Below are 13,080 nucleotides of genomic sequence, written 5' to 3'. Positions count from 1 at the left end.
TAGGGCCGTACCTCCCACCCCCGTAGCTACTCACTAACCCACACCGCGATGCCGGAAAACTCAAAGGCCGCGCTGCGCGCGACCGAGCTACCGACGGGACCAGGGTCCGCCGTCCCGAACCTGACCAGAAAGGCGCGTTACTGGCCATCAGATGGCGTCAGAACCCGCAATCACCGCACTGGTCGCGCAAGTACTCCCCCGCTGCCTGGTCTCACGTACTCGCCAACCCAGCGGCCCACGGTTGGACCGACCGCGACCTCAACGCACTGCTCCGCGACTACACACTCACCGGCAACGGCAACTGGATCGCAGCAAACCCCCACCGCCCCATCCCCCTGCTCGCCATGATCCTCAACAAACACGACGACCTGCACAACCGACCAGCCGCCATCGACGACGCCCGCGAACACGAGGCCCGCCAAAAACAGATGGCAATTCGCGCCTGCGGCCGCTGCGACGAACAAGGATGGCAACTGCCCTACGGCGATACCGCGGTGCGCTGCGCCCATCCGAAGGACCTTGTTGGCCAATGAATGCGGTATGGAAACCTAGCCCCATGGCCACAGATCTGAGCAGGCTTCCGCATGCTCCTGGACGACTCCCACTTCTCGGCGACGTCACAAGCGTGGACCGCCACAAGCCCACTCAGCATGAAATGGCGCTATCACGAGACTTAGGGCCGATATTCCAGCGCAAACTCTTGAAAGATCGGCTGGTCATCGTGGCCGGCAGTGACCTGGCGAACGAGTGCGCCAACGAAGACAACTGGGCGCGAGCTCTGCTCGGACCAGGGCTGAGCCTGCGGAAAGTCGCCGACGACGGACTGTTCACCGCGCGCACCTCAGACCCAGCATGGGGACACGCTCGTCGAGTGCTGACGCCGGCCTTCACCCAAGACGCCATGCGCGTGCACCACGAGGCGATGCTCTCTGTGGCCGACGACCTGCGCGACAGCTGGACGGGTTCTAACTCGGACCTGGTCGACGTCACCACTGCGATGACGCACACGACACTCGAAGTGATCGCACGAGCCGGATTCAGCATGGGTTTTGGCCTATTCGGTGATCAAGGCGGTTCAGTCGACAACGCTCGGGCGTTCCTCGATGCACTAGGTCGCACACTGGTGTGGGCCTCCGAGTCCACCAACGACTTTCCCATCATCGGGCACGTACGAGAGGCATTGCGCCAACGCCAGCTTCGTAGCGACATCGAAACCGTCCAATCGACGGTCGATCACATCATCGAGATCCGCACAGACGCTGACCCGGTTAAATCGACTGATCTGCTCGATCTGATGCTTTCCACCGCTGACCCGGAAACCGGGGAGTTTCTCGACCACAACAACGTTCGCAACCAAATCCTGACGTTCCTCGTGGCCGGCCACGAGACCACCGCATCACTGCTTGAAACCACGCTTTTCTATCTGGCCCAAGATGCTGGCCTTCAAGATCGGCTGCGCACGGAGGCGGCAACACTGAAGGCTGCGGATTACGCATATACGGCCGTCGCAGGCTTGCGGGACATACGCGCCACTCTGAACGAGGTCCTGCGGCTTTGGCCTCCCCTTCCCGGTCTCTTCCGTGTGTCGCGCCGCGATCAAACGCTGGGCGGGTACCACGTCCCAGCAGGGCGAGCGGTTTTCGTGCTGGCCCTGGCAGCGCAGCGCGATCCCACTGTGTGGGGTGATTCTGCTGACGATTTCGACCCGTTCCGGACTAAACCGGCACGGAACGCGTTCTTTCGGCCGTGGGGTATTGGCCCGCGAAGTTGCATTGGCCGCGCGTTTGCTTTTCACGAAGCAACGTTGCTTATCGCGCACATTCTCAACAATTTTGAGCTGTCCGCGCCGGCACCAGCGCAGCTGAATATCCGCGAGCGCGGCGCGCTACGTCCTGAACCGTTCCACGTGAAAGTTGCTAGCCTCGCTAAGTAGCAGGTCACCCGTGGTTTTTGTGCGGACCGGTACAGCTAGCATGGCCCCCCATGAGCTGGTACATCATCGAAACCCTCGAGCGCCCGCCCACTATGTCCGTGGTTTTCAGGGACGGCAGTCGACGGGATTGGGCCAACGTTCAAGGCCTACGACGTGATACAAACGTTCACTCTGAGACGCTGGTCAAGGTCTTAGAGGAGGTCCGGCAGAGCGGGAAGCCGGTCAAACCGATCGAAGTCCCCGGCTATCAGGGACCAAGACTGGTGTCCGCAATTCCGATCTTGAGCTACGACAGAGAGGTCTACGGAATCCAGTTGTGGGTGGGCGGGCTCCAGGAAGAAATTCCCCACCCCCGAATTACCGCCGCGACCACCTGGGATGCGAAAACATTGCAGGTCAGCCAGGGCTTGGAGTCGTGGCTGATGAGCACAAACGACGCTGACGGGTTTCGTCGCAATCGGAACTCCGGTGAGTTCATGCGGAAAGTCGTTCGGTTTGACGGAGTTGACGAGCTCACCGAGCACGCAATTAACCCCATCGAAGGCCGAACCCTGGAATCCGACGTCGTCGTCCTCCACGACGAGGGTCACCTGATGCGTTGGCATTCAGTCGTGCGAAATCGCAACGATGACGAGGCCTTTGGACTCCGAAGCATCATGCATGACGTATCGGACACGCACGATCCGCAGGTAGGCGCTCTTGAGCACTTAGGAGTGACCGAGGCCGACCCAAATGGGAACGTTTCTGCGCTCATCGCTTTCCCAAATGGAAACGAGACGGTTGTCGTGGTCAAGTTCCTGACCCAACCTCCACAGTGGATTGATTACCGCCTTGACGGCTCGAACGACATCATCCACCCAGAGGACTGGCCGCTCCTTCGGCGCAACCAGAACATACTCTCGGCCGGAACCCCCGGCGCCCGGGTCAAATCTCAGGTGCGGATTCGTACCTCCGACCCAGAAAAATGGGTCGCAGTGAACCTAGTGGAGTGGCGGTACCCAGGCACCGTTGGCGACAAGCTCCATATTGTCCAGTTTTCTCGCGTCACCCCCGCCAGCGAAACCTGATCGCCGTGCCGCCCCCACGATAGGACGAAGTCGTGAGGGGGACGCCCGCTTGGCTCGGCCGTGCGCCAGGGGGTAACGACCGACCCCGGCCCGCCGGCGTTTCTGCAGGTAAACCCGGATCACGCGCGATCCAATACATGTATGCATGTATGCATCCAGATCGTTCGGGAGTTCATCGCTTCCGCAGAGATCGTACTTGCACGAATACATACATGTAAGCGTGCAAGTATTCTTGCTTATCTGTGTGTAAACAAGCTTGCGTGCACACTTGCAGGTATGGCAGTATGTGTGTATGTCGTCGAACTCGTACATTCTTGCGGTAGCGATGCAAAAGGGCGGCGTGGGCAAGACCACCACCGCCAACAACATTGCTTACGAACTCCATCTCGCCGGTCTCAGCGTTCTTCTCATTGATCTTGATCCGCAGGCCAACGCCACAGACGGGTACGGCGTGGAGCTCGGTGACGACGACGGCACGATGTACGAGGTGCTCGTGCCGGACCGGGGGCTACGAATGCCTCTGGCGGAGGTGGTCCAACGGACCGAAAACGGAGTCGACGTCGCACCGTCATCCGACAGTCTTTATGCGTTGGAACGGACCGGGCTCGGCCCAGGGGGAGAGAATCGGCTCAAGGTCGCTATTGACGCGTTGCCCGACCCGTACGACGCGATCGTGATCGACTGCCCGCCGGCACTAGGTCCCATGACGACTTCGGCGTTCGCGGCGGCAACGGATGTCCTTGCCGTCGTTTCGCCAGGAGGTCCAGACGAGCTCAAGGGGCTCACTGCTCTGGCGAACAACGTCTACGACGCCCAGGAACTCCTCAACCCACAGGTCGACATCCGCCATGTGCTGCTCGCCAACTACAACGGTGGCTCGGCGCTGGCGAAGGGAATCCGTTTAAACCTCGAGCGGGACTGGCCAAACGAGTATCTGGGCGAAATTAGCCGCACCGTTCGAGTGGGGGAGGCTAAGGACAAGCGCGTACCCATCGCCGTCTGGTCCCCAAGCTGTACAGCGGCACTCGACTATCGAGCTGTGGCTAAGGAGCTCCTCAAGCGCCTCGACAACGCCCGCTCCGCTTAAGTTGGAAGGAAAGTCAATGACGAAGACACCTGGTATTACTCCCCAGTCGACGCGGCCGACAAGACGTCAGGCCCGGGAGCAGGCCACCAGCTTGGCCGCGGTTGTTGCCCCAGTTAGCAGCCCGGATCCGGTGCCAACGCCCCCAGCGTTGCAAGTCGAGCCCGAGCCAACAGCGTCGACCGAGCCGGCCACGGAACCCAAAACACCCCGGAAACCGGCTGTCACCCCGTCTGACAGGGGAGCGGGCAAGCGGCTAACGGCGCCGAAGCGAACCCCCAAAGTTCCGTTCTCCACTCAGATTGAAATCGGCACGGCTCGCCGCCTGGACTGGTTGGTGCGCGAACGGCGCTACAAGCTCACAGATATCACCGGCGATGCGCTCGATGAGCTGTTCGACAAGCTTGGCGTGCCAACTGCGGACGACCTCGCCTAATTGCATGCATGTCTACATGTATGTAGATGCACCCTGAGCGGGTTGCTTCCAAACGGTCCTGACCAGTGATTCCAGCACTGGCCAGGACCTCGACCACAGATTGGAGTCTCAATGAGAAAGTCAATCTGCCGGCGGGCTTCGAATCAACCTGGCCTGGCGGGTCCACGAACACCGGCGCTTGCGGTTAGTCAGTCTGCAAAAACGTTCGACCTGGTCATAAAGGGGGAGTGCGGTTGTCTTGCTCCAACCTCTGTCGGGAGCGCCGTGGAAGAACCTCTTGGTTGAGCCTGCAGTAGAGATGACAGGGAATCCTCGCCGTCGGAATGCATTCAGTGTTTGTTTAGCGGGGTGGCGGTGCTCGGGGTTCTTAAGTGGTACTGACGCATAGGCATGGCCGCGTTGTGTGCTGGTGATGTCACCGAGAAGATCATCGAGGAGCGTGGGGGTCACGTTTTTCCTGCTGCCGTGGTGGGGCACTTGCACGAAGGTGAGGCCGCCTGGGGCAATGCCGTCTTGGGCGAGCCGGTCTACGACTGGGCGTAGGGCTTCGTCTCCAGCATCCCCAGTGAACAGTATTCGACGACCGTCGATTTCAAGCATAGAAATAACGCTGCTGTTGTTGCTTGCCGATGTCTCACTTTGCTCGGAGAGGATCTCGGTATGTAGGTCCTCATGGCTTGTTCCGATGGGTCCTTTCGCTGTCTTGAGGGCCATCTCCCTTGCGGATAGCGACCCAGCGAGCACGTCTCGCCCTCTCATCTCGTCAAGCAGGGTTTCGTAGTAGGACCAGGTCGGTCCCAGGATCCGAAAACCGTCGATCGGGGTCGGGAGGGTGTCGGCGAACGGTTCCAGTACTTCAATTCCCCGTCGTTGAGCGAGGTCGTACAGATCTTCCGCCTGTGTCAGAGACTTCGCGAAAGTCTCACCGACAGCAGCAATTTTCTGTTCGAATGAAGACTGGTGGCCGAAGAACGGATCGTGTCGTTCGGGAACGTGCATCAGCAGCGCCCCTACCGAAAGCTCCGTCAGAACTGTCGACAAGCCGGCGATGTGGTCACGGTCTGGATGTGTCGAAACGACCAGGTCGACGCGATCGGTGTCGTAGTAGCGGTCTAGGTGCTCTACCAGTGCTTCGCCGTCGTCTTGGTAGCCACCGTCGATGACGATGACCGTTTGTTCATCACGATGCCCGTCGAGGTTGCCGTAGCGGAGCGCGATGGCATCTCCTCCCTTGGACTCGTTTCCTACAGGGAGAAGGTCGATTTCGAATCCCATGCGTCTGTCCTCGCGTAGTGGAAGCCTGAATCAGGCGTTGTCGGTGGTTTTGCTTGGTAGCAGAGGCAGCGATTGAAGGACTTCACGGGCATAGTTGTTCGCCGCACGCTTGACAGAACTCTCAGTGATAACCCAGACGGCGAGCGCGATCCAGAACAGACTCAACGCGGCCTCGAAGACCAGCCAAGGTTTGGAGGTGTTAAACATATCTTGCACATCGAGGCAGAAGAGAATGCAACTAGCTGCGAAACCGACTGCACCGGTGATGATTACGTACATCCGAAGTCCGTAAAGGTTGCGCCAGAAACCGTAGTGAGCGTTCTCTCGCGACACTAGGTGCTGCTGGTTGGCGTAGGGCCGCAGAAGCGCAATCGCAGCGTCGTAGATGGCCACCGTTGTGGCATCGGCCTGTTCTTCTTCGGCTGTGGGTAGGGTCAGCCCAGTGATACGCTGAACGTGGAGATGGCGTTCGGCACGAAGGACGGCGTTGTTCTCCTGATCGTTGCTGGTCGATGGATGGTGCCGCAAGAACTGGGTGGTCGGCGTTCCTCCCCAGTTGTCAAAGAGTTCGGCCTGGTTGGTCTTTCCCAGTTGCCGGACGACGTCAGAGAGCAGAACCGGAATCCCGGTCGCCACGACGACAGCGATGATTTGCTGCCACCAGTCTTCCCTCCCGAAGAGAGCAATGACGAGCACCAGCAAAGGGAAGAGCGTGAGGTAAGCCGGGGCGAGGCGCGCAATCCGGTCGTACTCGTCCATGTCAGTCCGACTCGTCCAACCAGTTCAGCGAGGTCGCTGGCCCCCAACCGAGACGGTCGGGTGCGTTCTGCTGCCAGCACACAATTTGTCCGCGTACCTCGAAGACGGGGTAGCCGCGCCGCTTGAGGGCGTTGGCGACCTCAGGTCGAGGGTGGTCCTTGGCCTTCTTTCCCACAGTGACGTACGCGCCGCCCTTGTGGACTTCCCCCACAACCGGGCCAAGTAGTCGGTCGCAGAGGTCCTTGGTGAGGTTGTGACGCGAACCGTGGTGCGGAACATCGAACAGATCGATGTCTTTGCCGCTCAGGGCTGCGCTGTCTAGATAGTCAGCAGCAGCGGTCAACGCAGGTGCTCCGGCGTCACCGGTAAACAAGACGCGATAACCATCTACGGCGAGGTTGCAGATGATGCTCGTGTTGTTGCGGGGGGACGTGCCACCGTTGTCGTCTGTAAGAGTCTCCCCAGGGTCATAGAAGAGACTGCGGAGAGCGCGCTTGACCGTACCCGCCTTCTCAAACAGCGCTCGCGCAACCTGGTTGGCAGTGGAGTCCCATACGGCATGATCGCTGAGGAATGCTGTGTAGTCGGTCTCCGTTGGGCCAGCGATCGTCAGCGCGCCGCCAAAGTAGCTGGTCCCGGCGAAACCCGAATCGACAGCGGTATTGTTCGCCATAGCGGTCGCCACCAGATCCTCGACTAGCGGCGACTTGTACTCGTCGCCAACGAACCCGTACTGGCTCGGTCGGTGGATGAGCAAACGACGTACATCCAACTTTTCGAGCACCGTGAAAAGGCCCTTGATGTGGTCGTCGTCGGGGTGCGTACAAATGACCAGATCAACAGTCGAGGTGTTGTAGTAGCTCTGGACATGGTCGACGATCCGGTCACCGGTCTCGACGAAACCACCGTCGATCAGCACCACAACGTTCTCGCCGGTCTGCGGATGGGTGAAGTGGCACCCAATTGCATCGCCCGTCTTAGTTTCCTCACCGACCCACAGGAAATCGATCTCGATCAATGTGCCTCCCCGGTCCTTGGTTTCAGCAAGTCTAGGCGGTGGTACCGACACCGACGGCGTTCATCAAGACACTCGGTATTAGTCCATTCCCGAAGTTCGCGCAAACCGCCGAAATGAGTCCGCGTCGCCAAGCACTAGGCGGCTGCGGTCGCCGTATGGGGCGCGGAAAGCTGAGGTCGGGGAGTCCAGTCTCGGCCGTCGCGAATGAGGGCCCACAGAACGTTGGTGCGGCGGCGAGCCAGAGCCATGACGGCGGTGGTGCCGCGTTTTCCTTCGGACTTCTTCTTCTCGAAGTAGGTCTTTGACTCTGGGCAGTACCTGATGCTGTTGAGGGCGGACAGGTACATCACCCGCCGTAATTGCCGGTTGTATCGGTGCGGGCGGCGGTGTCGTCCCACGGTTTTCCCCGAGTCATGAGAGACCGGAGCCAGGCCCGCGTAGGAGGCCAACTGGTTCGCGGAGGCGAACGAGTCGATGTTCCCGATCGCGGCCAGGAACTCGGCACCCAGTCGAGGCCCCATGCCCGGCAGACTGATCACGATATGAGCGAGCCGATGCTGACGAAAACGGGTATCGATCTTCGCGTCAAGCTCAGCAAGGAGAGCGTCGAGTCGTGAAACCTCCTGGGCCAATTCGGCGACCAGCTCTGCGGCCAAGTCGGCTGCGGGCAGCTTCACAGTCTGGGATTTGGCTGCGTCCACCGCGGTGGTAGCTATTTTCTGCGCAGTCGCGGCTCGTAGCCCCGCGTTGGTGAGCATCGTCGTCAACCGCGATACTCCAGCACGCCGAATGGTCTTGGGGTCCTGGTAGCGGCGCAGCAGGATCAGCCACCCGTGATGGTCAGCGACCTTCGCCGCACGTTCCAACGCCGGGCACACCGACGTCAGTTGCTGGCGGAGTTGATTAATGGTCCGTATCCGGTCGGCCACGACATCGGCGCGCCGAGTGATGAGGATGCGCATCTCGCGAACCAATGTGTCATCGGACTCCAATTGAATAAGGTCGCTCCGCATTCGCGACTGATCAGCGATCACCCGCGCATCCCTGGCATCCGTTTTGCCCTCACCCCGGTACCCCGCGGATGCCCGGTGGACAGCACTGCCCGGCAGGTACCGGACCTTATGGTCGGCACCATGGAGCACTGCCAGCAGCAGCGATGCTTCTACAGCGATCAGATCCACTGTCCAGGCGATCTCACTCGCTCCCAGTGCCTCGGTCTCCGCAATCAAAGCCCGAAGGTCGGCCTCGTCGTTGAAGACCCTGCGGGACAAGAGGATCTCGCCCGCACTGTCGAGGCAACAGGCCCAATGCACCTCTTTGCCGACATCAACACCTACGAAGATTTTGCCCATTCACTCGCCTCCAGCACGGTTGGGTACAGGTCAGGTCAGCCCGAGACGATCCACCCGCAGATCCTTAAACAGCGACGATTTCGCAGGTCTCAATAGTGCGGCCCGGAAAGTCCGGGCTGGGCGGGCGGCCACTCCAATCAAGCCTCACCCAACGCGGTAGGCAACCTGTGACAAGCCATACCCGCCCAGCCTGGGCGTCCAGCAAACTACCGGACGAAAATACGTTAAGGACCTGTGACCGTGAATACCGATACTAAGCGCTCGACTGTGCAGCAAATGGCGGTTGTCACCGCCATCGCCGTAACGGCGTTGCTTGCACTGGGCAGCTTCATCTTGAGCTTTTCAGCGTTGTGGGACATCGCAACCGAAATCTGGCCACAGCGAGAGCTGTCCTGGATCGCACCTGTCATCGTCGACGGCACCATCTTGCAAGCGACTATCTCGCTGGTCGCCGCCGCCGGCGACGAATCCCGCCGATCGCGACAGTTCTTTTGGTTCCTCCTGACTACCGCGGCCGCCATCAGCATCGCCGGCAACGCCCTGCACGCGTACATCTCCGACACCGCGCGCCTGGATCCGATGGTCGCCGTCATTGGCGGCACGACCCGCCGGCGTTCCTGCTCCTGTCGACCCACGGTCTTGTTCTGCTCCTCCGGCTTCGGCCCGAACATGCTGCGCCGAGCGTCCAGGAGGCCGGCGACCACCTCGCGACCGAAGGGCAGGAGATCGCCCAGACCAACCACGGCGACCCGGCGGACGCTCGAACCGTTGGTGACTTCGTCGAGCCAGCCCGCCGACTCCGTGAAGTCACCAATGCGACCACCGAACCGTCCACCATTGCGCACATCCTGTGGCTCAACCACTCTCAGCCCCACCAGACTCGGCGAGCGCTCGCCAAAAGGTGAACGTTCACCACGGCACCGTCAGCCGCATCCTGGATGCTTGGGGAGAACACCGCGAGGACATCGACGGGGCTGAACAAGAACCGGCACGGCAACCAGCCATGGCATAGCAGCCCAGGACGAGCTGTCAGCGGGGAATGAGAACATCGTTCGATGGCGTACCCACCTGAACCAGACGAAGGCCAACCAGGGCTCGTGCTACTGCCAGACGGCCGCTACGGCTACCGCTACACCAACAGCGACGACGTCATCATCCTGAGAAGTCCGGATCAACAGACGGCCGAACAGCAATGATCGAGGACAGTCGATTCGAGGAGAGGAACGATGGCGGCGAGACTGAACGATCTAGATGGGGAAGTGGCGGCCGCTGCCAAGGCCTTGGCTGCCGCTGAGCAGCAGCGTGCCCATGCTGGGCGCGACTACAACGACGGTCTGGACCAGCTCGAGGAAGCGATCACGGCCTGGGCTACGTCCAAAGAGCTGTCAGTTGAGTCAACAACACGGAAAAATGTTGTGTCGCTGAACATTGCGAATCTAGTCACGGTCGAGTTGGGATACGAAAACGGGCGGACGGGGTTCGTTGCACTTCGAACCGCCGGTGCTCAATTCTATGCCCCTCATGGCGAAGTAGCCCCGGAGTCACTCATCGGGTTCGTCATTGGAACGCTCGTTGCCAATAGCGCTGTCTGACAGAGCAACCACTGCCCGTCACACGATCACCGTCAGCCCAGGGGCCGAACCATTTCTGAGCGTCGGAGATCGCTTCCTGTGCAGTTGCGAAACTGGTAGGGAGTGCAATGCGCCATCGTCGCCGGACGGCAACGATTTCCACGACCACGTCCGGGAGTCGCGGTCTAGACGCACGCGTACTTTCATCATTCGTTCGGAGTACCCACCCAGCGAAGGGTGATTGCCTCGGCCGGTACCCACAGGCATGACGCCACCGTGACAGCGGCATTGGTGCTGGCGATGTCGACCCGCACCACACCCATCCACACCCCGCGAGACGACAACGCCCACGCCAGCTGCTCGCCAGCCTGGTAGTGCTCGATCCTGAGCCCGTATGCGCGCTAAGCCAGGGTGACCGGTCGGGCGCCCACCATCGGAAATGCCCAGCCCAACCCTGCAATCATGTCGACCATGACGGGCCGCGGGGGAGTGAAGACCCGCACGGTGGGGGCCATCCCTCGCATGTCGAACATAGGTTCGATACTATCTCAGTGGGCGCGGGCCGATGGGGTGTGAAAAGCCTGGGAAGCATCGGTCTGCGCCGACACTTTGTTCGCCCTCGACGATGGGTCTGACCTGTCTAGGGTGGTTGCCATGGGCGATGTGACGTACCGGGACTACGCGTGGACCAAGAAGGTGCCGGAGCTGAACAACGCATTCTGCGTGACGTTCATCCGCAACGCGACGGTGCCCGAGGTGATCGACGCTCTGCCTACAGTCGGGCACCCCGACCAGTGCGACCTCACCACGCTCCTGTCGCGGTCATTGGAGTCGTGGGAGGAGATCGGTTCGAGCAATCTCTTGGTGGGCCTCATCCAGCACGGCGACTGGGTCATCATGTACGAAAACAACGGCTTCATCGGCGCGAGGCCCGAACTGATGCAACCACTTTCGGCCGGCCGAGAAATCGTTGTCCACCACGGCAGCGAAAACTCATATTTCTTTCGGTACGTCGACGGTGAGAGCCGCACGTGGTTTGAAACCCTGTTCGCCGCCGAGCGGAACGGATCGACACCCGATGAGCTTGTGCCGATCATGCGTCAGATCGGCGGGTTCGAACTCGAACCCGACGAGTCAGTCAAGATCACCGAGTTCCACCACCAAGAGGCGACGTTCGCTCTCTGCGACAAGCTGACTGGTCTGCGCCTGACCCCCCAGCTGTTGCGCGCTGCCACCTTCACGCTCGTCGAGGTCGTCAACAACCCGAGCACTCCCGCGGCCGCCGACCGCCAGCCCCAACGGTCGGCAGCGGACGAGCAGACTCAGGGGATCCTGGATTGGGCCCGAAGGCAGGGCCACAACCTCCCTTAGTGGTCGCCGGGCCACTCGACTGTGGATGCGGGTATGTCGCGCAGTCCTTTCCAGCTGGGATGGCGCAGGTGGTCGGTGAACTCGCGGTACTCGATGTCGCCGACGTAGACGGCGCTGACCCACCGCATCGACGAGCCGCCGGCTTCAGCCGCGAGCGGTTGGGTGAATGGTGGGGTTGGTTGCTCGATTGCCTCGAGCTGCACACGCAGAATGCGCCGGTCTTTGGCGCTGAACCCGGTACCCACATGTCCGATGTAACACAGGTCGCCGGCCGGGTTGTGGGCTCCGAGCACTAGTGCCCGGAGCCCACCGCGCGGGCCGGGATCCCAGCCGCACACCACCACTGATGTCGCTTTCCGTAGCGGCGTTTTTTTAACCAGGCGGGGGAGCGACGACCAACGTGGTAGGTCGAGGTAAGGCGTTTTGGCGACAATGCCTTCCAGGCCGTGCTCGCGGGCGATGTCGAGCATCACCTGCCCGTCAACATCGGTCCAGTACGGAGGGGCTTGCACCGACGTGTCCGACAGCGCCAGCCCGTCGAGAAGGGCGCGGCGCTCGACATAGGTCAGGGAAGTGGTGTCCTGGCCGTCCAGGGCCAGGATGTCGAAGGCATAGAACGTCGCCGGCATCGCCCGAAGCACCTGCGGGCTGGGTTTCGGAATCCGCAGCCGTCGCTGCAACCGGCTGAACGAGGGACGCCCGGCCGCATCGAGTACGACGATCTCGCCGTCGAGGATCGCCTGCCGGCCGCCCAACGCCGCGGGCACACTAGCAACGATCTCGGGGAAGTGTGAGGAAAAGTTGTTTCGGTGCCGACTCCACACATACGTTCTCGCAGAACCACTTTCGATAACAGCGCGAGCTCCGTCCCACTTGAATTCGAACGCCCACCCCTCCCCAGACGGGGCTTCGCCCAGGGTGGCGAGCATCGGATCCGGAACAGGCGGCACCCGTTCAGGATGCCCCGCCGGCAGGGACATCACACGTACAGCGGTCTGGCCACGATGTCGTCGACGGGGAAGTGCGCAATGACAAGTACAGGTGCTGGCGCGACACCCGCAAACACGCTGGGTGCCTTGCCCTCGAATCAGTGCTGGGCACGACGCCATAGGGGTGCGAATCCAGGGGTTGATGACGGCGGTCTGGTCGTCGAACGCTCCTACGATGGTGGCGGTGTGCCGAACCCGGTACACCGAGCCGAGCACAGGAGGTCA

At 61.0% G+C, this 13,080-nt stretch carries 15 protein-coding genes; 9 read left to right on the top strand and 6 right to left on the bottom strand.

The annotated features are described in order from the left end of the window. Positions 1–344 precede the first annotated feature (344 nt). The 5 genes from W823_RS44505 (at position 345) to W823_RS57790 (ending at position 4,520) form a co-directional block, all read left to right on the top strand. Positions 345–533: a hypothetical protein gene (locus W823_RS44505; protein WP_023958841.1), complete on the top strand. Its 189-nt coding sequence runs from the start codon at positions 345–347 to the stop codon at positions 531–533. Continuing rightward, entirely contained in the window at positions 530–1,933 is a 1,404-nt protein-coding gene (locus W823_RS44500) for a cytochrome P450 (protein ID WP_369792621.1), read from the top strand. Before W823_RS44505 ends, W823_RS44500 begins: the two co-directional genes overlap by 4 nt. Before the next feature lie 50 nt (positions 1,934–1,983). Continuing rightward, a complete protein-coding gene (locus W823_RS44495) occupies positions 1,984–3,000 on the top strand; it encodes a GAF domain-containing protein (RefSeq protein WP_152538078.1) in 1,017 nt (338 codons plus the stop codon). Between the two features lie 292 nt (positions 3,001–3,292). Then, a complete protein-coding gene (locus W823_RS44490) occupies positions 3,293–4,087 on the top strand; it encodes a ParA family protein (RefSeq protein ID WP_023958835.1) in 795 nt (264 codons plus the stop codon). Positions 4,088–4,103: 16 nt separating this feature from the next. Next, positions 4,104–4,520, top strand: coding sequence for a hypothetical protein (locus W823_RS57790; RefSeq protein ID WP_152538077.1), 417 nt, complete (start codon positions 4,104–4,106; stop codon positions 4,518–4,520). A gap of 120 nt (positions 4,521–4,640) precedes the next feature. Here the strand turns inward: W823_RS57790 and W823_RS57290 are convergent, their stop codons facing one another. The 4 genes from W823_RS57290 to W823_RS44475 form a co-directional block, all read right to left on the bottom strand. Next, complete coding sequence (locus tag W823_RS57290; protein WP_152538076.1) at positions 4,641–5,795, bottom strand: ComEC/Rec2 family competence protein; 1,155 nt, start codon at positions 5,793–5,795, stop codon at positions 4,641–4,643. Positions 5,796–5,825: 30 nt separating this feature from the next. Continuing rightward, positions 5,826–6,554: a hypothetical protein gene (locus W823_RS44485; RefSeq protein WP_023958825.1), complete on the bottom strand. Its 729-nt coding sequence runs from the start codon at positions 6,552–6,554 to the stop codon at positions 5,826–5,828. 1 nt (position 6,555) lies between these two features. Next, complete coding sequence (locus tag W823_RS44480; RefSeq protein WP_023958823.1) at positions 6,556–7,572, bottom strand: MBL fold metallo-hydrolase; 1,017 nt, start codon at positions 7,570–7,572, stop codon at positions 6,556–6,558. Between the two features lie 134 nt (positions 7,573–7,706). Next, positions 7,707–8,924 carry an IS110 family transposase gene (locus W823_RS44475; RefSeq protein ID WP_023958821.1) on the bottom strand — a complete coding sequence of 406 codons (1,218 nt, stop codon included), beginning with the start codon at positions 8,922–8,924 and terminating at the stop codon, positions 7,707–7,709. A 276-nt stretch (positions 8,925–9,200) separates the two neighbouring features. Between W823_RS44475 and W823_RS59640 the strand changes: the two genes are divergently transcribed. The 3 genes from W823_RS59640 to W823_RS44465 all read left to right on the top strand — a co-directional run bounded on the left by W823_RS59640 (position 9,201) and on the right by W823_RS44465 (position 10,516). After that, positions 9,201–9,902 (top strand): DUF2637 domain-containing protein, encoded by a 702-nt coding sequence (locus W823_RS59640; protein ID WP_081729776.1) that lies wholly within the window; start codon positions 9,201–9,203, stop codon positions 9,900–9,902. A 77-nt stretch (positions 9,903–9,979) separates the two neighbouring features. Further along, positions 9,980–10,120: a hypothetical protein gene (locus W823_RS58425; protein ID WP_023958817.1), complete on the top strand. Its 141-nt coding sequence runs from the start codon at positions 9,980–9,982 to the stop codon at positions 10,118–10,120. 30 nt (positions 10,121–10,150) lie between these two features. After that, the gene (locus W823_RS44465) at positions 10,151–10,516 is read left to right on the top strand and encodes a hypothetical protein (RefSeq protein ID WP_023958815.1); all 366 of its coding nucleotides are present in this window, start codon (positions 10,151–10,153) and stop codon (positions 10,514–10,516) included. Between the two features lie 380 nt (positions 10,517–10,896). Here W823_RS44465 and W823_RS59310 read toward each other — a convergent pair whose 3' ends face one another. After that, complete coding sequence (locus W823_RS59310; protein WP_023958811.1) at positions 10,897–11,028, bottom strand: hypothetical protein; 132 nt, start codon at positions 11,026–11,028, stop codon at positions 10,897–10,899. A gap of 121 nt (positions 11,029–11,149) precedes the next feature. On the opposite strand from W823_RS59310, the gene W823_RS58420 reads away from it, so the two are divergent. Then, the gene (locus W823_RS58420; RefSeq protein WP_023958809.1) at positions 11,150–11,866 is read left to right on the top strand and encodes a DUF6461 domain-containing protein; all 717 of its coding nucleotides are present in this window, start codon (positions 11,150–11,152) and stop codon (positions 11,864–11,866) included. Here W823_RS58420 and W823_RS44455 read toward each other — a convergent pair. Then, positions 11,863–12,795 carry an ATP-dependent DNA ligase gene (locus tag W823_RS44455; RefSeq protein ID WP_235189558.1) on the bottom strand — a complete coding sequence of 311 codons (933 nt, stop codon included), beginning with the start codon at positions 12,793–12,795 and terminating at the stop codon, positions 11,863–11,865. The genes W823_RS58420 and W823_RS44455 overlap by 4 nt on opposite strands. Positions 12,796–13,080: the final 285 nt, after the last annotated feature.

The sequence above is a fragment of the Williamsia sp. D3 genome (genome assembly GCF_000506245.1).
In the GTDB taxonomy this organism is placed as follows: domain Bacteria; phylum Actinomycetota; class Actinomycetes; order Mycobacteriales; family Mycobacteriaceae; genus Williamsia; species Williamsia muralis.
The sequence above is the reverse complement of the archived record's forward strand: the minus strand, read 5'-3'. Positions and strand labels throughout refer to the sequence as shown.